General features: G+C 63.2%; 18 protein-coding genes. 5 read left to right on the forward strand and 13 right to left on the reverse strand.

The annotated features are described in order from the left end of the window. Position 1: 1 nt before the first annotated feature. A complete protein-coding gene (gene oiaX, locus O7A05_RS26695; RefSeq protein ID WP_337095974.1) occupies positions 2–1,252 on the reverse strand; it encodes a 3-oxo-isoapionate-4-phosphate decarboxylase OiaX in 1,251 nt (416 codons plus the stop codon). Positions 1,253–1,431: 179 nt separating this feature from the next. Here oiaX and O7A05_RS26700 point away from each other — a divergent pair, with 179 nt between their 5' ends. Continuing rightward, entirely contained in the window at positions 1,432–2,145 is a 714-nt protein-coding gene (locus tag O7A05_RS26700; RefSeq protein WP_337095976.1) for a transcriptional regulator NanR, read from the forward strand. Between the two features lie 6 nt (positions 2,146–2,151). Here O7A05_RS26700 and apnL read toward each other — a convergent pair whose 3' ends face one another. The 10 genes from apnL to O7A05_RS26750 all read right to left on the reverse strand — a co-directional run bounded on the left by apnL (position 2,152) and on the right by O7A05_RS26750 (position 15,216). Next, entirely contained in the window at positions 2,152–4,056 is a 1,905-nt protein-coding gene (gene apnL, locus O7A05_RS26705) for a D-apionate lactonase (protein WP_337095978.1), read from the reverse strand. Continuing rightward, complete coding sequence (locus tag O7A05_RS26710) at positions 4,053–5,087, reverse strand: Gfo/Idh/MocA family protein (RefSeq protein WP_337095981.1); 1,035 nt, start codon at positions 5,085–5,087, stop codon at positions 4,053–4,055. Before O7A05_RS26710 ends, apnL begins: the two co-directional genes overlap by 4 nt. Before the next feature lies 1 nt (position 5,088). Further along, positions 5,089–6,150: an ABC transporter permease gene (locus O7A05_RS26715; RefSeq protein WP_337095983.1), complete on the reverse strand. Its 1,062-nt coding sequence runs from the start codon at positions 6,148–6,150 to the stop codon at positions 5,089–5,091. Further along, on the reverse strand, positions 6,147–7,700 hold the full coding sequence (locus O7A05_RS26720; protein WP_337095984.1) for a sugar ABC transporter ATP-binding protein: 1,554 nt from the start codon (positions 7,698–7,700) through the stop codon (positions 6,147–6,149). Before O7A05_RS26720 ends, O7A05_RS26715 begins: the two co-directional genes overlap by 4 nt. After that, complete coding sequence (locus O7A05_RS26725; protein WP_337095985.1) at positions 7,697–8,344, reverse strand: DUF2291 family protein; 648 nt, start codon at positions 8,342–8,344, stop codon at positions 7,697–7,699. The genes O7A05_RS26720 and O7A05_RS26725 overlap by 4 nt, the downstream gene beginning before the upstream one ends. An 80-nt stretch (positions 8,345–8,424) precedes the next feature. Beyond that, on the reverse strand, positions 8,425–9,366 hold the full coding sequence (locus O7A05_RS26730) for a D-ribose ABC transporter substrate-binding protein (protein ID WP_337095986.1): 942 nt from the start codon (positions 9,364–9,366) through the stop codon (positions 8,425–8,427). Between the two features lie 308 nt (positions 9,367–9,674). Beyond that, entirely contained in the window at positions 9,675–10,502 is an 828-nt protein-coding gene (locus O7A05_RS26735) for a phosphogluconate dehydrogenase C-terminal domain-containing protein (RefSeq protein ID WP_337095987.1), read from the reverse strand. A 107-nt stretch (positions 10,503–10,609) separates the two neighbouring features. Then, the gene (locus O7A05_RS26740; protein WP_337095989.1) at positions 10,610–11,641 is read right to left on the reverse strand and encodes an ABC transporter permease; all 1,032 of its coding nucleotides are present in this window, start codon (positions 11,639–11,641) and stop codon (positions 10,610–10,612) included. Next, a complete protein-coding gene (locus O7A05_RS26745; RefSeq protein ID WP_337095990.1) occupies positions 11,638–14,118 on the reverse strand; it encodes an ATP-binding cassette domain-containing protein in 2,481 nt (826 codons plus the stop codon). Before O7A05_RS26745 ends, O7A05_RS26740 begins: the two co-directional genes overlap by 4 nt. Before the next feature lie 75 nt (positions 14,119–14,193). Then, positions 14,194–15,216 (reverse strand): ABC transporter substrate-binding protein, encoded by a 1,023-nt coding sequence (locus O7A05_RS26750; RefSeq protein ID WP_337095991.1) that lies wholly within the window; start codon positions 15,214–15,216, stop codon positions 14,194–14,196. A gap of 327 nt (positions 15,217–15,543) precedes the next feature. Between O7A05_RS26750 and nanR the strand changes: the two genes are divergently transcribed. From nanR to O7A05_RS26770, 4 genes are all read left to right on the forward strand, one after another. Beyond that, on the forward strand, positions 15,544–16,257 hold the full coding sequence (nanR, locus tag O7A05_RS26755) for a transcriptional regulator NanR (protein WP_337095992.1): 714 nt from the start codon (positions 15,544–15,546) through the stop codon (positions 16,255–16,257). Between the two features lie 103 nt (positions 16,258–16,360). Then, complete coding sequence (locus tag O7A05_RS26760; protein WP_337095993.1) at positions 16,361–17,626, forward strand: ribulose-bisphosphate carboxylase large subunit family protein; 1,266 nt, start codon at positions 16,361–16,363, stop codon at positions 17,624–17,626. 37 nt (positions 17,627–17,663) lie between these two features. Further along, positions 17,664–18,509, forward strand: coding sequence for a phosphogluconate dehydrogenase C-terminal domain-containing protein (locus tag O7A05_RS26765; protein ID WP_337095994.1), 846 nt, complete (start codon positions 17,664–17,666; stop codon positions 18,507–18,509). Positions 18,510–18,569: 60 nt separating this feature from the next. Next, positions 18,570–19,412 carry a sugar phosphate isomerase/epimerase family protein gene (locus O7A05_RS26770; RefSeq protein ID WP_337095995.1) on the forward strand — a complete coding sequence of 281 codons (843 nt, stop codon included), beginning with the start codon at positions 18,570–18,572 and terminating at the stop codon, positions 19,410–19,412. Between the two features lie 402 nt (positions 19,413–19,814). Here the strand turns inward: O7A05_RS26770 and O7A05_RS26775 are convergent, their stop codons facing one another. Beyond that, complete coding sequence (locus O7A05_RS26775; protein WP_337095996.1) at positions 19,815–20,822, reverse strand: PleD family two-component system response regulator; 1,008 nt, start codon at positions 20,820–20,822, stop codon at positions 19,815–19,817. 13 nt (positions 20,823–20,835) lie between these two features. Further along, positions 20,836–21,855, reverse strand: a complete 1,020-nt coding sequence (gene cheB, locus O7A05_RS26780) for a chemotaxis response regulator protein-glutamate methylesterase (RefSeq protein ID WP_337095998.1) — start codon at positions 21,853–21,855, stop codon at positions 20,836–20,838. Positions 21,856–21,862: the final 7 nt, after the last annotated feature.

Here is a 21,862-nt window from a genome sequence, read left to right on the forward strand (position 1 = left end):
TTCAAGCCGCCTTGCCGTCAGCGAATTTTTCGATCGAGCGCGCGAGCTCGGCGTGGTCTTTGGCAAACTCCGTCAGCGGAATGCCCTCGACTGCCGCCTGCCAGGCCTGTGTCACGGCGCGCACGCCCGCTCCTGGCCCGTCCGGATGGCTGACGATACCGCCGCCGCACAGGTAAAGCAGGTCGACCGTGCGCCCTGTGCGCCGGTAGGTCTCCGGCGCCTGTCCGCCCCATTGACCGGAACAGGCCACAGGCAACGCGCAATCCTCAGGCGAGAACATCGGCGTCGTCACCGCCTTGAAGGATCGGATGAAGGAGTCGTCCGGCTCCCAGTATTTGGATGCGATGCCATTGATCTGGAACTGGTCAACGCCGAGCAGCCGCCAGAACTGCTGCCAGACACTGAAATCCATGCCGAGGCCGGGATGGCGGGTCAGGATGTCCCAGCCGTTGCGATGCGCATGCAGCACCAGTCCGCTGCGTTTGCGCAGGAATGCCATTCCGCCGAAACCGATGGAGTTGATGTTGACCACGGCGCAATTGCCGCCGGCATTGAGCACCATGTCGTGGTTGCGCATCATTTCGTCCGGATCGGCATGCGAGATGCCGAAGGCATACATCACCTTCTTGCCTGTCTTCTGCTCGTGGTCGAGGATCAGCGGCATTATGGCCTTCACCCGCTCCGCCAGCGGAGAATAGGCCGGGCTCATCAGCTTCTCGTCATCCTTGATGAAGTCGACGCCGGCCTCGATCAGTTCGCCCACCATCGCGGCCGTGTCCTCGGGCCTGAGGCCGAGCGCCGGCTTGACGATGGTGCCGATGATCGGGCGGCCCTCGATCCCGGTCAGCCTGCGGCTGCCCGCGACACCGAATTGCGGGCCGGGATGGGCGCCCCTGAATTGCTCCGGCAACTTCATGTCGACGACGCGGATGCCGGACAACCCCCTGATCGAATAGGTGCCGCCGATCGCAATCGTCATCAGCGCCGCGAGGTCGGTGCCGATCGCGCCGAAGGGAAAGGCGATGTCGACATCGGCGCGCTTGAAGGGACCACTGCCGGCCTCGGGTATCGAAGGTTGCGCCGCGTCCGGCAAATGCCGGATCGCCAACACGCGCGCCGCCACCCGCGCCTTCAGCTCCTCGGTCTCGCCGGGCAACGCCACGAAGGTACCGGTCGACTGGTCGCTGGCGATCTTGGTGGCCAGGGCCTCTATGCTGCCAGAGCTCTCGATGCGATAGGTGAGAATGATCATGGCCGGCCGCCTGGTAGAGAAGCAGGAAATGAATTCCCTGCACGCGAAATCTGGTATAATGAGTACATGAGCATTGCAAGCAATATCCGCCATGAGCGCCACGGCAAAGACGACGGGCATTCCGGGAATTGCGGCCGCAGTGCTAGATTGGGACTGGGTCAAAGGAGTGATTCGCGGCGATGAACCGTTCGGAGCCGATCGTCCGGCGCAAGCTTTCCGATGAAGTCTTTGTCAGGCTGAAGCGCCTCATCACCAGCGGCGAGTTGCAGCCGGGCGACGACATGCCGTCCGAGCGCGAGCTGATGGAGCGCTTCGAGGTCGGCCGGCCGGCGATCCGCGAGGCGATGCAGGCGCTGAGCAACATGGGCCTGGTCGCCATCTCGCATGGCGAGCGCGCCAAGGTGCTGCAGCTCACCGCGAAATCGATCATCAAGCAGGTGGACGGCGCGGCCAAGATCATCCTGTCGTCGTCGAAGGACACGCTGGAGCATTTAAAGAGCGCGCGCATCTTCTTCGAGCGCGGCATGGTCAGGGAAGCGGCCGAGAGGGCCACGCCCGAAGACGTGCAGCGGCTGAGGGCAACGGTCGCCGAGCAGCGTGCCGCGCGTGGCGATGCGGAGGCGTTCATCTCCGCCGACATGCGGTTCCACACCCAGATCGCCGCGATCTCTGGCAATCCGATCTATGTCGCGGTCAGCGAGGCGATGCTCGGCTGGCTGAAGGAATACCACACGGAAGTGCTGATCTGGACCGGCAAGGAAAAGTTCACGCTGACCGAGCACGAAGAGATCGTCGGCCGCATCGAGAAGAAGGACGTCGAAGGCGCCGAGAAGGCGATGATCAAGCATCTCGAGCGCTCGCGCGCCCTCTACGTGATGAACTCGGAGAAATAACTTCGTTCAGCCGATCCTGGCCATGCCGTAGGCCGGCATAGTCAAGCGCTCCGAAGCCGCGCCTGGACCAGACTCGCGCACACCCGCTCCGTCCCAGATCGCAACCGGACTCGCGGCCTCGCCAACCAGCTTCGAGCTGTCGACGGGCACGTCGTGCGCCGTGAGGTTTGCCAGACAGGCCGTGACGGCGCCAGCCGACGAGCGGCCCGCCAGCACGGCGACGCGATCGTCGCTGACCCGGACGGACAGATGCGTATGCCCGGCCAGGGCGGCGAGGCCCTGCACCGCGTGAAAGATCGGCCGCGGCGTTCCTTCCTCGGCTGGTTCGCCGGCGGCAGCCAGCAGGCCGAACGGTCCCGTGAAGCCGGAGAGCGTCAGCATCTCAAGCCCGGCCGGCGCCACTCGCGCGGCATAGCCAATCGTCCAAGCGGCGGCGAACAGGCTGGCATGGCGCGGATCGCGGTTGGCCATCGCGATGCGCTGGTGGTCTGGGTTGTCCTTGGTCGCGCCGCCATAGGGGTTCTGCCGCATGGCGATCGTCGAGGGCCCGATGCGATAAGGCTTTGCCCCGTAGATCGCGCGCGTCGAGCGGGTGATGAAAGGCAGCGCCTCCAGGGATTGCATGACGCTGAGATCGTCCGCCGCGTGCACGATCGGGCAGGTGCAATGGGTGATGAAGTCGAGCGCGCCGGCCGGAACGCGCTTGCGGTTGAGCTCGGTGAAATAGCTGAACATGCCGCCGCCGAGACGGATATCCGGAAAGGCGCGCCGTGCCGCGGCGTAGACGTCTTCCAGCGGCGGGCAGGCCGGCCAGGCGCTGCCGGGCGGCGTCGACTGGCGGTCGACCGACGGCGAGACCGCAATGGCGTTGAGCCGCAGGCCGGCTTGGCGCACCATGTCGGCGACGCCGGAGAGCTCAGCGTCGAGATCGCCGGTGCAGGCCACGATGCATTCGAGCGTCGTCTTGGCGGGGAATGCGGAGGCGAGTTTGGCATGAGCCTGCAAGGCGTCCAGGCCATGGCCGCGCGTCGGATCGTAATGGAGGAGAAGCTGCTGCGGGCCAAGCTTGCTGAGCAGCGAAAGGTTGCCCAAGGCTCCCTCGACATCTTCCGGATAAATCACCACGCCGACATCGGGCAGCTTCGCTCCGGCCTCGCCGAGTTCGATGCGCACCGGATCGGCGCCGGTCGTCGCCGCAGCCGCCTCAGCGCTGCCGGTGATGCGCAGGCTGATGGTCTGGCGCACCGGCTGGCCGGCCGGTAGCACATAGGGCCAGGGCAGAGCCAGCGGCCGCACATAGGTTTTGTAGGAAGCGTCCGACCAGTTGCGCTGGTCTTCCATCTCGAAAACGTCGCCTTCCATCCGGCACTCGGCGCTGACGCCGGGGGCGACCTGATGAGTGATGGCGCGCATGTCCTTGAAGGGCTGCCAGGGGTCGATCAGCAGCGGCAGTTCCGTCTCCACCACCTTGCCATCGGTGTGCTCGACCTTGACCGGACTGCCGGCGAGACCGGCGATTGGATGCAGGATGCAGAAGCCGCAGCGATTGGTCTCGAAATCGCTTTCGGACAGCGCGCTCACATCGAAGATCAGTCGGCCGTCGGCGTGCGCTTCGATCCTGGCGCTGAAGCCGAGCCGGCTTCCGCCCGGCCGTTCGCAGCTTGCCGAGTAGCGCACGGAGAAACCGTCACTGCCCTGTTCGACGATCAGGTCCGCCAGCGCCGGCTCATAGGTGCCCCAGTCGCGATCGCGCACGATGTAGGCGATGGCGCGCAGCACCTCGATGCCGCCATGGCGGATGGTGCGCAGATTGCCGTTGACGAAATCGGCGCTGAGCGGCCCGGCTATAAGCCGGACCGGCTCGGCTTCGAGCGCGCGCGTGCCATAGAGGAGGAACGGATCGACGGTCATTTGAGCAGGTCTTCGATCCGCACCGGCTGCCGGCTGGCGGCGCCGGCATAGGCGGCCTCGACCAGGGCGAATGTCTTGAGATTGTCGGCGCCGGATGTCGCCGGCTCCTTGGCCCTCGTCAGGCAGTCCACCCAGTGCTTCTGGATCGCCACGACGCTTTCCTGAATGTTGTGCCACGGCCGCGACGCCCAGGAGAGCAGCGGCGGCGACACATCGCCGATCCTGGTTCCGCCCTTGCCGGTGACCGTGAGCTGGTAGCCTTGCGCCAGCCGGATCGTGCCCTCGCTGCCATCGATTTCGATCAGCGTTTCGGGAAACGGCTCGGCGGCGAGCTTCGTCGCATAGCTGCAATCGACCACGGAGGTGACGCCGCTTTCATGGTCCATCAGCATCGTCGCCACGTCCTCGCCGGCGATGTTGGGGTTGACGCGCATGGTACGCGCGGTGAGGCTCGACACGTCGCCGAGCAGGAAGCGCGCGATGTCGACAATGTGAATGCCGAGATCCTCGATGATGAAGCGCTTGCCCGTCGCGAGATAGGGCTGGCCGGAAAATACGTCATAGCCCGAGCGGAAGGAGATGCGCCCGAAGAACGGCTTGCCGATCTCGCCGCTGTCGAGCACTGCGCGCACCGCCTGGATCGGCGACTGCCAGCGGAAGTTCTCATGCACCATCAGCGGCACGCCGGCCTCCGCGCAGGCTTTGACCATGGCCTTGGCGTCGGCAAGCGTCGGCGCGAACGGCTTCTGGCAGATCACCGGCACGCGGTTGGCGGCGGCCATCTCGACCAGCGGCCTATGACTGCCGACGGTGGTGGCGATGTCGACGAAGTCGAGCGTCTCGCCGGCAAACATTTCAGCCGCATCGCTATAGCGCCGCGCGATGCCGAATTGGTCGCCGACGATCCTGAGCCGCTCCGGATCGCGGTCGCAAATCGCGACGATCGAGGCGCCGTCGATGTCGCGCCAGCCATGCATCTGGTTGACGGCGAAGAAGCCGCAGCCAATCAGCGCTCCACGCAATTCCGCCATATCAGCCCACCTTCGCCATCTGCATCAACGTCACGCGGCTCTGCAGCCGGCGCTGCGCCTGGTCGACCACCACCGCGACGATGATGACGAGGCCCTTGATCACCATCTGCCAGAACGAGCTCACCCCCATCATCACCAGCCCGTCGGAGAGAATGCCGATGACGAAGGCGCCGACGATGGTGCCGCCGATCGTGCCGCGCCCGCCCGACATCGAGGTGCCGCCGAGCACCGCCGCCGCGATGGCATTGAGCTCGAAGCTCTCGCCCGTCGCCGGGTGCGATGCCATCAGCTCGGACGAGATGATGAGGCCGACGATGGCCGCGCAGAAGCCGGAGAACATGTAGACGAACATCTTGACCATGTTGACGCGAACGCCCGAGATCCGTGCCGCGCGCTCATTGCCGCCGACGGCGAAGATATGGCGGCCGAGCGGCGTGAAGCGGGCGAGATAGGCGGCTCCCAGCGCCATCACGACCAGGATCCAGATCGAGACCGGCAGGCCGAGCAATTTGCCGGCGCCGAGATAGCCGAAGCCAGTGGTGCCGAGCTCCGGCTTGCCGACCAGGTTGGGGAAGGTGCGGCCGTCCGACGACAAAAGCGCCAGGCCGCGCGCGACATAGAGCGTGCCGAGCGTGGCGATGAAGGGCGCGACATTCAGCCTTGTTATCAGCAGCCCGTTGACGGCCCCGATCACGACGCCAACCAAAAGCGTGATGACCGCGATCTCGACGACGTTGAAATAGACCGTGTAGCCGATCTGCAGGTCTATGCCATTGAGCACGAGGTAGCCGGCGACCATGCCGCACAGGCCGACGATCGATCCGACTGAAAGATCGATGCCACCGGTGATGATGACGAAGGTCATGCCCATGGCAAGGAAGGCGTTGAGCGCAACGTGCTTCGCCATCAGGATCAGATTGGCGGCCGAGAGAAAATTTGGCGCCGCGATCGAGAAGAACACCAGCACAGCGATCAGCGCGATGAAGGTCCGCAGCTTCATCAGCGTCAGGAGAACGGAGCCGGATGCGGAGGGGGCGGGCGCCTTGGCCGAAACGTCAGTCATTGGCGTTTTTCTCCGTGTTCGGGCTGGGGTCCATGGCCAAGCGCCGATGCGGCGACGATCGCCGCCTCCGTCGCCTCGGCGCGATCGAACATGCCCGCCAGTTTTCCGTTGCTCATCACCGCGATGCGGTCCGACAGCGCCATCACCTCATCGAGGTCGGAGGTGGCGAAGAGAATACCCAGCCCATCGCGCGAAAGCTTGCGCATGGTGCGGAACACATCGGCCTTGGCGCCGACGTCGATGCCGCGGCTAGGCTCGTCCATCAGAAGCACCTTCGGACCGGTGAGCAGCGCCTTGCCGATCACCACCTTCTGCTGGTTGCCACCCGACAGCGACGACACCTCCTGCGCCGGATCGGCGACCTTAATCGCCAGCTCGCGCACCATCTGCGCGACGGCCTGCTTTTCGGCGCCGCCACGGATGTGGAACAGGCTGACGAAGCGCGACAGGCTCGCCAGCGTCAGGTTGCTGGCGACGGAGAGAATGGACACCAGCCCTTCGCGCTGCCGATCTTCGGGGATCAGCGCCAGGCCGCGCTGGATGCGCCGGGTCGTGTCGCGCTCCTTGACCTGCTTTCCGTCGATGAAAATTCTGCCGCCAGCCTGGCCGTGGCGACCCATGATGCAGTCGAACAGCTCGCTGCGTCCGGCCCCCATCAATCCGTAGATGCCGAGGATTTCGCCGGCGCGCAGGGAGAGCGAGACATGATCGACCGCAAGTCCGCCCGTGACGCGCGGCAGGGTGATCTCCTCGGCCCGGAAGACCTCCTCGCCGGGTTTGTGGCCATCAGCCTTGGCGAAGTCCTTGGCATCGGAGCCGATCATCTGCCGCACGATCCACTGCGTGTCGACTTGTCTCATCTCTTCGTGGCCGGTGATGCGGCCATCACGCAGCACGGTGATGTAGTCGCCGATGCGGATCAGCTCTTCCAGCCGGTGCGAGATGTAGACGATTGCCACGCCGCGCGCTTTGAGATCGGCAACGACCTTGAACAGGATCTCGACCTCGGCCGCGCTCAGCGCCGAGGTCGGCTCGTCCATGATCAGGATGCGGGCGTCGAGCGAGACCGCCTTGGCGATTTCGACAAGCTGCTGCTGGCCGATGCGCAGGTCCTCGACGAGCATGTCGGGCCGGATGCCGGCTTCAAGCTGTTCGAGGAATTCAGCGGCGCGTCGCTGCTGTTTCTTGTGGTCGATCTTATAGAAGCGGTTGGTGAGCTCTCGCGTGGCGAAGATGTTCTCTGCGACCGAGAGATTGCCGAACAGGTTCAGTTCCTGGAATACCATACCGATGCCGTGGCTCACGGCATTTCCCGAAGACGAGAACGAGACCTCATTGCCGTCGAGCAGTATGCGGCCGGCGGTAGGCTGTTCGACGCCGGCGATGATCTTCATCAGCGTTGACTTTCCGGCACCGTTCTCGCCGACCAGAACGTTGACCGCGCCTATGCGCACCTCGAAATTGGCATGCTTGACCGCAACGGTGCCGGCATAGACTTTCGAGATGTCCTCGAGCTTGAGGATGACGTCGTGGTCGGGTGAGGCACTCATGGCTTCGGCCCGATCTCGGCCTCCGCCGGAGTCACCAGCGGCAGGTCCTGCCCGCCTTCGATCGTGTAGGCGCCGAGCACCTTCGCGGTCCGGCCCTCTAGCCCTTCGCGCGGCAACTTGTATAGCACCGTCTTGTCGGCATAGGCATTGAAGGCCTTGCCGAACTGGGCGAAATCGATCTGGTTCGTGAAATCGTTGAACTGCACAAAGTCCAGACTGTCGCGCAGCGCCGTTCCGCGCATCGCCGGCCCGATCTGCACCCGCGCATCCGCCTTGCCGTCGCCGTCGACGTCGATATCGATGCTTGCCGCGCGCGACTGCGTGTTGGCGGCAACGATCTTGCCTTCGACGCGCACGGCGAAGGTCCATGGCGAGTTCGCCTGTTTCTTCGGATTGCCGTATTTCGCGCCGGCAGCGGCGGGGTCGGTCTTTGCCAGCGCATGGACCTCGGCGAACGGGCCTGCCTTCTGCTGCAGATAGGGACTGACCTTCGAGGTCCAGATCTCTTCGACCATCCTGTCGGGGTTGAAGGCGGAGCTGCTGGCGCTATCGCCACCTTGCGCGGACGGCGTCGGCAGGATCTTGCAGGCGCTGAGGCCGACGGCGGCGGTGAGCGCAAGGATCAGCCAACTCTGCTTAGTCATGGCAATCAAGGATACCCGAAAGTGAAATGGAGGCGAGGGACGAACGAGCGTTCGCCCCCCGCAGCTTGCATCGCGCCGGCTCAGTTCTTGAGCGCGAAGGTCTCCAGCTTGGGAGCATTGTCGCCATTGATCAGGACGCAGTCCATGAGCTGCTTTTCCTTCTCTGGCGACTTCTTGTTCTTGATGTAGTCGTTGGCCTGTTCGACGGCCATCTGGGCCTGGGCAAAAGCCGGCTGCAGCACGGTCGCCTTGATGCCCCCGGAGGTGATGGAGTCGCGCACGTCATTCGAGCCGTCGAAACCGACGACGATGACGTCCTTGCGGCCCGCGGCGGCGAGTGCCGCATAGGCGCCCATGGCCATCGTGTCGTTACCGGAGATCACGCCCTTGATGTTGGGGTTGGCCTGCAGGATCGACTCCATCTTGGAATAGGCCTCCGTCTGGCTCCAGTTGGCAGACTGCTGCGCGACCATCTTCAGGTCCGGATAGTCGTCGATCACGTCGTGATAGCCCTTGGAGCGAATGCCGGCATTGGTGTCGGACTCCTTGCCGACTAGCTCGACATAATTGCCCTTCTCGCCCATCAGCTTGACGAATTCTTGCGCGCCGAGTTGCGCGCCCTGGTAGTTGTTGGAAACGATCTGCGCCACGGCGACGCCCGTCGCGTTGATCTCGCGATCGATCAGGAAGGAGGGCACGCCGGCGTCCTTAGCCTTCTGAACGGCGGCGACGGTCGCGTCGGCACCGGCGTTGTCGAGGATGATCGCCTTGGCGCCGCGGCCGATCGCCGTATCGATCAGCTGCGACTGCTTGTTGGCATCGTCGTCATGGACCAGCACCAGAGCGTCGTAGCCAAGCTCCTTGGCTTTGGCTTCGGCGCCTACCGCCTCCGCCTTGAAGAACGGATTGTCGTGCGAGGGGGTGATGATGGCGATCAGGTCCGCCGCATAGGCGGGCATCGCCGTGCCGATGGCCAGCATGCCGGCGAAAGCCGCGAGCGTCATTCTGCGAGTAAGTTTCATTGAAGTCCTCCCTTGAAAAGCTCTGCCTCGATCGAGACAAAGGTCTGCATCTGAATTCGCCAGGCAGTGCTTGCCGCGTGCTGCTCGGGACCGAAAGCCCTTTGCCGGCTTCCCCCCGAACCCCGCTGCCATCCCCGCCAACCGCCCGTGTCCCGGCCTCGTTTTTCAGCGAAGCGTCATCGATCCGAGCCGGAGAACAGCTAAAGCCAACTGGTATAATGAGTCAACCACAAATTCAGGTGACATCTATGCACTGGTGCTCGTCACCATTGCCTTCCGCCGTTGGATGGATGGAAGCGGGGCAGCGATCAGGTAATGCGCTGGATGCTGGCGGCGATCTCCTCCGGCTCGAAGACACGCTTCCAGTCGTCGCGCATCAGCGCCGGCTTGCCGAACTCGATTGCCTTGTTGCAGGCGTCCGAGAACACGCCCTTTGTCTGGCCGAAGATGACGGCACCGAGCACGTTCATATGGCCGAGCAGGAAATCGAGCGCAGCCTGCCGGTCGACGCCGCGCGCCACGACCTCGTCGAGCGCTTCCTTCATAACGACGAGCAGCGAAGCGCAGACCGTCTCGGAGAGGCCAGGCTCGAGCAGCGCCATCTGCTCGACGGTGACGCGGTGCGAGCGCATCACCGGCGCCCAGATGATCTGGGCGATCTTTTCGCCCTTGGCGTAGTCTTCCTCCGGGCCTTGCATCAGGGCGCTGACGAAATGCTGCTTGGCGTTAACGCCGCCAAAGAAGTCCTTCTTGGCCGCCATATCGGTTTCGTCATTGAAGATCGGCGGATGGCAGGGATGCGTGACGAAGTAGGTCAGGTCCGGACGATTCGGCAGATGGCCGGCAAAGGGCGCCGCGGCATCGAGCACGATCACCATAGTCCCCGGCGCGAGCTTGCTTTCGATGCCGGCCGCGACCTTGCCGATATGCGTGTCGGGAACTGCCAGGATCACCACCTCGGCACCCTTGAGCGCCTCGTCGACACCGATCGTATCGACGCCAAGACCGGCCTTGAGCCGCTCCTTGCCGGCTTCGCTGATCTCGACATGGCGGATCGTGTAGGGCGAACCGCGGAAATTGGTCGACAGGCGGTAGCCCATTTTGCCGCCGGCACCGAATAGCGCGATCGTTGTCATCTAATCTGCTCCTGATGTTCAGACGACGGTACTATTCCAATCGTCATCTTACATGCTGGTATGATCACTCTACCAAGGCTTTGGCAAGAGAAATCGTTGTTGGTCCGTCATTTCGGCCGGGCTGGCGCCGCCTGGACGTCCGTTGTCTCCTTGTCGGCGTCCGCAAGGTCGGCGGATGCACGCCGCGCCAGGGCCTGACGGCCGGCAAGCGCCAGCACGAAGATGACGACGATCCCCTGCACGATGTCCTGCGCGCCCGGAGGCAGGCCGACGATCTGCATGGTGGTGACGATGAGGATGAGCAGGATGCTGGCGAAGAGTGTGCCCAAAGCCGTCGCCGAACCGCCGAAGATCAGCGTTCCGCCAAGCACCACTGAGGCGATCGACTGCAGGAGATAGGGCTGGCCCATTTCGAGAAATGCGCCGCCGATATAGGCGCCGAGCAGCAGCCCGTCGAGCGACGCCAGCACCGAGGAAATGATGAAGGCCGATGCGATCACCGGACCGTTGCGGATGCCGGCGAGCCGTGCCGCGGCGCGGTTCTGGCCGACTGCCGACAGCAACTGCCCGAACACGGTGCGGCGCAGCACAAAGGACGCCGCCGTCACACCGATGACGGCTATGATGGCCATGATCGGCACGCCGGAAACGCGCCCCGTCGCCAGTTCCTTCAGCGCCGGGCTGACGGCGAAGCCTGGTATCGCCTTGTTCGACAACAGCGTTGCCGTCGCCAGCACATAGCCGGTTGCCAATGTCGCGATGATCGCCGGGATGCCAAGTCCGACGACGAGCAGCGAATTGAGCGCGCCGACGGCAAGGCCAAGCAGGATGGCGGCGACCACGCCGATGGCGAGGTTGGCGTCCTGACCCTTGACGGTAAGCAGCGCAACGAAGGCGCTGAGCGTGATCACCGAGGCGACCGAAAGGTCGATGTTGCCGCGCCCGGTGGTTACCACGAACATCTGGCCGATGCCGACGACCGTCAGGAAGGATGCCGACAAAATGACGCCGGACAGGCTGGACAGGCTGAAGCGGTTGGTGACGACGGAAAGCACCAGCCACAAAAGCAGCACGCCGATCGCCGCCCAGATCCAGCGGTTCCGCTGCGCCCAGATGCCGAAGCCGGCGAGTGCGTTCATTGCTCGCTCCTGCGATCTGCGGTCAGGCTGCGCAGTGTGAGCAGCGCGATCAGGATCAACCCTTGCGTGGCAGCGTTGTAATCGCTGCTGACGCTGAGCGTGCCGAGCAGCGCGCCGATCAGCGACAGCGTCACGGCGCCGGCGACGGCGCCGATCGGCGAGATGATGCCGCCGAGAAGCGAGCAACCGCCCATCACCACGGCGGCAACGCTGAGCAAGGTGTATGAATTGCCGGAATTGATGTCGCTTGCCGTGTTGATGGCCGTCAGCGACAGCCCGGCAGCGGCGGCGAACAGTCCAGCGATGAGATAGCGCACCAGCGCGTAACGCGTCGGCGACCATCCCGAGCGGATCATCGCCGCCGGGTTGTTACCGAAGCCGCGCAGCACCACGCCGAGCGGCAGCCGGTCGATGACGAGCACGATCAGCGCCACGGCGGCGATCAGGATGACCGAGGTCGGCATGAAGCCGAGCGACCAGTTGAAAAGGCTCGACAGCCAATCGGGGCTGGCGCCGCCGGGCGTCGGCTGCAGCGCATAGCCTATCCCAACCCAGATGAAGGATGCGCCCAGCGTGACGACGATGGCCGGGATCTTGCGGGCCTGGATGACGCCGCCAAGCCCCGCATAGGCGGCGAGCGCGGCCACCAGCGCCAGCGCGCCGAGCCATGGCTGGTCGTAGAGCAGCGTGGCGCTGATCACGCTGATCAGGCCGGCGAAGGCGCCGACACCGAGGTCGATCTCTGAGCCGCCGACGATGAACATCTGCGCTGCCGTTACCAGCACCAGCGACAGCGCCGGCATCAGCAGGAGGTCGAGCCCGAACGTCGAAGCGACCGCCGCATTGATCGCGATCATGATGGCGAGCACGGCGGCAAGCCCGATGAAAGGCGCCGCGTTGACCAAGCGTCGCCCAAATCCGGCGATGGCGGTCCGTTTGTGCCCGGTGCCGGCGGCCTTGTCTTCCGGCTGCGCGAAGGAGGCGCCGACGATCGCCGATTCCGTGACCGCGTCACCAGCCAGTTCGCTGACGATCCGGCCCCCAGAAAAGACCAGAACCCGGTCGCAGGCCAGCAGTTCGGCGTCCTCCGTCGTGTGCCAGACCAGTGCGCGGCCGCTGCGTGCCACCTCGTTGCACAGCTGATAGAAATCCTGCTTGGTGGCGATGTCGACGCCGCGCGTCGGATCGTCGAGCAGGATGATCGGCGTGTCCGCGACCAGCGCGCGCGCGACCAGCGCCTTCTGCTGGTTGCCGCCGCTGAGCTCGGTGATATTGGACTGGAAGCGCTTGTCGTCGAGCCGCAGCCGGGCGGCAGCGCCCTTGGCGATATCGTGGCTGGCACGGTCGGAAACGACGCCCAGCGCCGGGCGGCGGGCAACCGCGCCGATGCCGATGTTGCCGAGCACGCTCCACAGCGGGAACACGCCTTCCTTCTGCCGGTCGCCAGCGATGAATCCGGCTTGCGCATGCCTGACCACCGCATGCTGCTTGCGGTCCGGGTTGAAGATGGCGTGCAGCAACTCCTTCTGGCCGCTGCCTTCGAGACCGGCCAACCCGACGATCTCGCCGCGCACGATCTCGATATCGCGGCCGAGCCCGGCTGTCAGCCGCCCGGAGAGCCGAACCAGAACGTCCTTTGAGGATGCGGCGGACACGGTGTGCTGGTGGACCGGATTGGCGTCGCCGCCCATAAGTTGCACAAGCTTGCCGATCGAAGCGTCGGCTGCATGACCCTGCCAGGCGGTGCGGCCGTTGCGCAGCACCGCCACCTCGGTGGCGATGTCGATGATCTCCTGCAGCTTGTGGCTGATGAAAATGAAGGCGAGACCGGCCTTCGCTCGTTCGCGGATGAAGGCCCTGAGCTGCTTGGAACGGTCGAGGTCGAGCGAGGAGGTCGGCTCGTCGAGCACGATCAGCTTGACGCCCGGTGTCGCTGCTGCGCGCGCGATCTCGACCATCTGTCGTTCGGCAATGGTGAGGTGTCCGACCTCGGCGTCGGCGTCGATGCCGTTGCCGGGAAAAACGGCATCGAGCGCCACGCGGGCGCGGGTGCGGTAGAGCGCGCGCCAGCCAGGCCGGCTCGCCGAGTCGCCGGGCGTTTCCAGGAAAAAGTTCTCGGCAACGGACAGGTTGGCGCAGAGCGACAGCTCCTGGTGCACCATGCGGATGCCGCGCCGCTGCGCTTCGCCGGTGTTGTATCCGGTGAAGGCCACCTCCTCGCCGGCAAAGGAGATCGAGCCGAGCGTCGGCCACATCGCGCCGCACAGGATGCGCATCAGCGTCGATTTGCCGGCACCATTGCCGCCGACCAGCCCGATCACGTCGCCTGCGCGGACGGTAAGATCGATCCCTGCATTGGCGAGCGTCGGTCCAAAACTCTTGGTGATCCCGCTGAGCGAAACGACACTTGGCCGGGCAGGAGTCGCATGCGTCGGCGATGCGGCGCCATCCTGATCGGCAACGGCAAGGTGGGACATTCGTCCTCCGTTTTCTTCAACGGCTCGATCGGGCATAGCCCTTCGCTAGTGCCCGATCGAAATCGGCTGACAGCCTTACTTGCTGAGCAGGTGCTGCTTGACCCAGTCCAGCGAATAGCTCGGGCTGATGATCTGGCCACCCGGAAGCTTGGCATATTCCTTGAGGTTGCTGGCGTCGACGGTGGCCACCGGCATGATCATCAGCTTGGGTGCCTTGCCCCCTTTAAGCAACGAGTAGCCGAGCCAGAACGCGGCGCCGCCAATGCCCGGCGTGGTGTTCATCGACACGGTCTGATAGCCGTTCTTGGCATTTTCCTCGGCCCACCATTTGACGAAATCGGTGCCGCCGCCGCCTTCAATGATCGGCATCTTGTCCTTGTACTCGCCGCCATACTGGACGAAGGCCTGAGCGATGCCGACATCGTCGCTGCCGCCTTGGCCGAGCACGGCATCGACATGCGGCAGGGAGGGCAGGACATTGGCGATTGCCGCCTGCGCCACGGAGGCCGTTGCCTGGCCGTAGACAGTGGCCACCACCTTGATGTCAGGATACTTGGCCAGCACCGACTGCTGTGCGTTGAACATGTCGTTGTCGGGCGCCGAACCCTTCACGCCGCGCACCTGAATGACGTTTCCCTTGCCGCCGAGCATCTTGAAGACGGCTTCGGCCTGGGCCGCCTTGTAGCCCTTGAAGTCGAAATTGAGCTGGTAGTTGCACGGCGCGGAAGCGACGGAATCGAAGGAGATCACGATGATGCCGGCCTTGCAGGCCTTCTCGATGACGCCGTTGACGGCGGTCTCAGACGCAGCATCGACGGCCAGCACATCGACCTTCTTCAGGATCAGTTCCGCGATCTGGCTGTTCTGCTGTGCGACCGAACCATCGCCGTTCATGACGATGTAGTCGGCGATCTGGCCGGCGGCTTTCGCTTCCTTGGCCGAAGCCTCGAAGGCTTCCACCATCTGATGCCGCCAGGTGTTGCCGTAATAGGCGTTCGCCAACGCGATGACCGGCTTATCCTCGGACGCCATCGCCGGCAGCGCCGCAACGCTGGTCAGCGCGGCGCCGACAAGCGCCGCCACTATTGCAAACTTCATGATTATTTCCTCCCAAAATGTACCGCCAACACGGTCGGCCTGCTTGCACTTTCTTTACGGCGAGCCTTCCCGCGGACACCATACCATCTACATGTTATACCAGCATACCTCTGATGCGCAAGCCGTTCCCGGAATCTCGCCGCTTTGCATCAACGGGAGCGAAGCTCAGTGGCGTGCGCGGCCAATTGCTCCGGCGCACGCATTCACTATCGGCGCGGCCATGGACGAACGATATGTCATCATATATGTCATGTCAATCGACGGCTTGGCCTTGTTTCCGGCAACGACTCAGGGCCGATATGCCGAAGAATGATCGCGGAGGGACGCATGGAGCCGGTCCAGAAGAAGAAGTTGTATGTGGAGGTGCTTGACCGCCTGATGGCGGCGATCTCCACGTCCGAGTTTCCGCCCGGCTCTCAATTGCCGTCGGAAAAGGAATTGATGACGATGATCGGCGTGGGGCGCCCTTCGATCCGGGAGGCGATGCTGACGCTCCAGCAGATGGGACTTATCAAGATCTCCCACGGAGAACGCGCGCGCGTGATCAATCCGACGCCTGAGGTGATTGTCGACCAGGTCTCCGCGGCGATGATCATGATGTTGGCGACTAACTCTCGTGGTCTGGAAGAGCTCAAGGAAGTCAGGCTCTTGCTGGAAACCGGCCTAGTGCGGATTGCTACGCGCCGGGCCACGGCCAAAAACCTGGAACGACTTGCCGAGACGCTGCGCACGTTGCGGGATGCAAAGGGCGATCAGCCCCGATTTGTGGCTGCCGATATGGAGTTCCACGCGGTCATTGCGGAAATGAGCGGCAACTCGATGATTGCGGCGGTGTCGAAGGGAATGCTCGAATGGTTGTCTCGGTTCAAACGGGATCTTGTGGCGGTAAAAGGTGCCGAGCGCCTGACGATCGAGGAGCACGAACGGATCTACAAGGCGATCGCCAGCGGCGATCCGGAAGGCGCGAGCGTTGCCATGGCCGAGCATATTGGTCGGGCGAACGAGCTGTATTCGAAACTTTCCGCCGATCGTGCCGGCTGAAACTTCTACCCCGAAAAAAAATTTGCGCCTTAAAGGTCATATGATGACATGATATCTTTTTGCTGCTAACGCTTCCGGCGCCAGCCCCACAGGGAAGTCCCGATTGACCGATCGAATCTTCGCCACCTATCTCATCGAAACCCGCTACCCCCTGGAGGTTGCGGCAGCCGCGATGGCGGGTGAACAATCCAGCGGGACCTTCCGCGCCATTCCCGGAGAGACGCCGGAGCTGCTGAAGAGATTTGGGGCACGCGTCGAATTCATCGACGACGTCATGGAGGTCGAAAACGAGGCGCTGCCGTTTTCGCGTTCCCCGCAAGCGGCGAAAGCCACAAAACCGCGCCGGGCAAGGGTCGGGCTTTCCTGGAGTGTCGAGAATACCGGGACCGTGCTTGCTTCGGTCTGGTCAACGGTTCTCGGCAATCTGTTCGAGTTGCACCATTTCTCGGCGATGCGGTTGCTGGACGTCACCTTTCCCGATTTTTTCGCGGACGCCTATCCGGGGCCGGCCTTCGCCGTCGGGGGAACGCGCCATTTGACAGGCGTGGAGGGGCGTCCCCTGATCGGGACGATCATCAAGCCGAGCGTTGGTCTCACACCGGAAGAGACGGCGGCCCTTGCCGACACGCTGATTGCCGCGGGCCTCGATTTCATCAAGGACGATGAACTGATGGGGAACCCTCCGCACTCGCCGTTCGAGCGCCGGTTTGAAGCGGTCATGGCGGTGATAGACAGGCATGCGGACAGAACCGGCCGCAAGGTCATGTATGCGGCCAACATCTCGGGAGATGTCGACGTCATGAGGCGTCAGTTGGACCTGATCGACCGGCGCGGCGGGACCTGCGCGATGCTCGTCTTGAATTCCGTCGGTCTGTCCGGCGTGATCGAGATTCGCCGACATTCCGCCGTTGCCCTGCATGGCCATCGCGCTGGCTGGGGTCTCTTCAGCCGCTCTCCTGACATCGGCATGAGCTATCTCGCCTATCAGAAATTCTGGCGGCTGGCCGGGATCGACCACATGCATGTCAACGGGCTGTCCAACAAATTTTGCGAGCAGGATGAGTCCGTAATGGCCTCGGCCCATGCCTGTCTGACCCCGATGTTCGAACGGGCGGGCCGGCCCGATACGGTCATGCCGGTGTTTTCGTCCGGGCAGACCGCGGTACAGGCGGCCGACACCTTCGGCGGGCTTGGCTCGAACGATTTCATCTATTGCTGCGGCGGCGGCATCATGGCGCATCCAGGCGGGCCGGCTGCGGGTGTGCGAAGCCTGCATGATGCTTTTGACGCGGCGGCCGCAGGCATTTCCGCGCGTGATTATGCAGCCACGCATCCTGAGCTCGAGGCCGCGCTGCAAGCGTTCGGCTGAATTCGCGCCGTCGGCGCACCATCATGGGAGAAAACCAATGACAACATCCGTAGCTGTGCTTGGAGCAGGGGGGAAGATGGGCTTTCGCGTGACCCGCAAGCTGGTCGAGGCGGGCTACGGCGTCCGCGCCGTGGAAATCGGCGAGCCGGGCCGCAAGCGACTGGCGGAGGCCGGCATCAGCGCCGTCGCCATGGAAGAGGGCGTTCCCGGGGCCAAGGTCGTGGTGATGGCTTTGCCGGACAATATCATCGGTCAGGTGGCGCGGCAGCTCTCCCCGATGCTGGCCAAAGGCACCATGCTTCTCATTCTCGATGCGGCGGCTCCTTACGCCGGCGATCTGCCGAAGGATCGGCCGGATCTGACCTATTTTGTCGGCCATCCCTGCCATCCTCCGCTCTTCAACGACGAGGCGGAGTGGGCGGCTCGCCGCGACTATCACGGCGGCATAGCCAGGCAGTCGATCGTCTGCGCCCTGATGCAAGGCCCGGAGGAGCACTACGCGCTTGGCGAGGAAGTGTGCAAAGCGATGTGGTCGCCGATCATCGAATGCCACCGGGTCACAGTCGAGCAACTGGCGATACTCGAGCCGGGTCTGTCTGAAATGGTCGCGATGCCATTTGTCGACACGATGGTCGAGGCCGTCGAGGAATGCGAACGCAAATATGGCATTCCCAGAAAGGCCGCTCTCGATTTCCTGATCGGCCACCTGAATGTCGAGATCGCCATGTGGTTCGGCTTCTCTCCGAAAGTGCCGTCGGATGCGGCGCTGCGCCTTATGCGCTTCGCCAAGGGCGTGGTGGTCCGCGACGATTGGCGCGACGCCCTGACTCCGGCCAAGGTGAAGGAAGCCTCCGAGCTGATCGTTTACGGCAAAGGAGCTTGAGCGCTGCCTCCGATGCCCAGGACCGTATCGGTATCGACCGCGCTCTTCGATGGCTATTCGATGGAACTGGCCGTCGAAGAAATCGCGCGGGCCGGCGCCATGCATGTCGAGCCGGCCTTCATTAGCGGATATGTCGATTTCGATGAGGACATATTCACCAGCGCGAACGCCTCGAAGCTGCGGGTAGCAGCAGAAACTGCCGGGCTCAGGATCAAGGCCATATCGGCTCATCTCGACCTGTCGGGGCGAGACGCGGTGGATGCGTTATCCCGGCGTGTCGCCTTTGCTGCCGGCCTTGGCGCATCCTTCCTGATTACCAATGCCGGCCCGATGAGGAATCGGGCGGACGTCCGAAGGACGATCGATGCCGTTCTGCCGAGACTGGAGCAGGCCGATATCGCTCTGGCGCTCGAGAATCCGGGACATGGTAAGGACGATCTGTTGGGCAGTGCTCGATCTGGGGCAGGCTTCATACGCGAAATCAGATCGCGGCACGTCTGCCTGAACCATGACGCCGGAAATGTTTTCACCTACAGCCATGAGGCAACGCAGCCGGCGGAAGATATCGCGCCAGCCATTGACGCGGTTGGCCACGCTCATCTCAAGGACCTTGTCAGTCGCGATGGGGGATGGGCGTTCTGTGCCCTGGGCGAAGGCGCCGTCGATTACCAAAAGTACTGGGCCGCCCTGCCGTCGGCGCTTCCGGTCAGCATCGAAATGCCATTACGACTGGTGCGCCCGCAGCGCCGCGATCCGCAACGGCGAGACACCCCTGTCGATATCACCGCCATCCGTAGCGCTTTGCAGCGCTCGTTGCATTTCGTAACTATGCTAGATTCCAAGTCAAACAGCGCTGCTGACCCAAAATGTCTGGTTCAAACGACGCAGCCTAGCCGTGACTAATGGCTGCTATCGCGTTTTTCGGGCCAGAAGCTACCGGTCCGATCCCGCGCTCGTCCGACCCATTCACGAGCCCGCGCGTCACCGAACTGAGTAAGAGCTGTTAACGTCGAAAACAAATAACCCGCAACTACATGTTCGCATTTTTCCGCTTCGATGTTGCAACCAAGTTCGGATGTCGCACTCCCAGCAAAGTAGAAATGCGGACCTCTCCTCACTCTCGGAAGCCGAACGATCCGTTCGTCGTCAAATTCCTCTTGCAAGCAGATAGACCGCTTGGCTGCCGGGCAGCAATGCGCCCAAAAGCAGCGCTTCTGGCAACGACGCAAAAGCCGCCGTCTATTCATCAAGGTGTTTCGTGCAGACCGAACTGGATGCCGTTCTTCGGACGTCCATCGAGCTTCTCTATTTGCGGGGCGTGCGATGCACCACCACACGATCTCGCCCCTCCGCCTTAGCTCGGAAGAGTGCAAGATCGGCAGCATTGACGAAATCGTTCGGCGTCTCGTTCTCAACGGGCACGGTTGCCGCGACACCGACGCTGATGGTCACGCGACCCGCGCCGTGCGGTATGTCCAAGTCGCGCACGCTCTGAACAAGGCGCTCCGCGATCGCGCTCGATTGTTCCAGTAATGTGTCGACCAGCACGATGACGAACTCTTCGCCTCCGTAGCGCGCTGCGAGATCGGTGGAGCGGCCGGAACCACCCTGAATTACCCGGGCGATGTGCTTGAGCACCTCATCGCCGGCCATATGGCCATAGGCATCGTTGTATCGTTTGAAGTTGTCGGCATCGATCATCAACAGCGACAATGGAGACTGCGTGCGAAGAGCGCGGTTCCACTCGGCCGCCAGATATTCGTCGAAATAGCGCCTGTTGCCGAGACCCGTCAGGCCATCGATCCGCGTCAAACGCTCAAGCTCGAGGTTGGCGCTGATCAGCTGCCGCTGGCTTTCCCTCAGCGCGCGGTAGGCCGCGTCTCGCTGGACGTGATCCAAATAGGCCCGCGTGTGATATCGAATGCGTGCAATCAGCTCGATGCGATCCGGCAATTTGACAAGATAGTCGTTGGCTCCAGAAGCGAAGGCTTCGCCTTTGGTGGCTGGATCTTCCTTGCTCGACAGCACAATGACTGGAACCGCATGTGTCGAGGAGTGCTTCCTGTATTCCTTCACCAGATGCAGCCCATCGACTCCGGGCATGACAAGGTCCTGCAGAATAACCGTTGGCTTCACCTCCTCCGCGACCGTCATCGCCTTCAGCGGATCGGTGCAGAAGTGCAGGGCGATGTCAGGCTCGTTCGCTAGGGCGCGCCTGACCGCCTCGCAAACCATGACCTGATCGTCGATGAGCAGAACCATCGATGAATAATTTTCCGCCAGCGGCGGCACCAGGTCTAGTTCTTGCGTCATCGGACGAGCCCTTTCACGTGGAGCGCTCGCAGGCGTTGATTATGCGTGGGCCGATCGCACTCAAGGGCAGAATATCGACAGCCGCACCGATGGCAGCGGCGGCCTTCGGCATGCCATAAACGGCACTGGTTGCTTCATCCTGCGCGATTGTGAGATGCCCCTTGTCGCGGAGCTGTCTCAGCCCGCGCGCACCATCTCTACCCATGCCAGTAAGCAGGACGCCAATCACCGGGCCCGGCCACCATTGCGCCGCGCTTTCGAAAAACACATCGACAGACGGCCGATAGACGTTGTCCCTGGGGCTGGGCGTGTAGCCAAGTTGCTGGGCCGACTTGAAAACCAGATGATCTTCCGAAGTGGCGATAAGAACGGTGCCCACCTGAGGCTTGTCCTTTTCCCGCGCCGCACGGATCGGAAGCGGGGTATGCTGCCCCAGCCAATCGGCAAGGCCCGGAATGAACTGGGCGTCGAGATGCTGGACGAGCACGATTGCGCCGGCGAAATCAACGGGAAATGCGCTGAGCACCGCTGCAACAGCAGCCGGCCCGCCCGCCGAGGCGCCGATCGCAACCAGGCGTCGAGGGGATTTCTCGTCCCCAGCCGACAGCCGGCCGTTTGCCTTGGATGGCGCATCGCGGACTAGCTTACCGATCGTTGCTATCTTGTTGGTGAGAAGCCGGGCGGATTGCGAGGACGCGTTACCTTCCATGCCCACTGAGGGAATATCGACTGCGTCGAGCGCTCCGTGACCCATTGCTTCGTAGACCCCGGCGATGTTGGCTTCAATGCTTGCGGTCACCAGCAGGATCGAGCACGGGGTCTCTGCCATGATTCTGCGGGTCGCTTCCACGCCGTCCATCTCTGGCATTGCTAGGTCCATGAGTATCAGATCCGGCAGATCGCGTCTGCAGGCCTCGACTGCCTCACTCCCATTGGTCGCGATCCATGCGACCTGATGTTCGCGGGTCGATACGACCAGCCGGCGCAGAAGCTCGACCGCCATCGGCATGTCGTTGACTATGCCGATTCTCATTCGTTGG

This window comes from Mesorhizobium argentiipisi (SeqCode) (assembly GCF_037179585.1).
Taxonomy (GTDB): domain Bacteria; phylum Pseudomonadota; class Alphaproteobacteria; order Rhizobiales; family Rhizobiaceae; genus Mesorhizobium; species Mesorhizobium argentiipisi.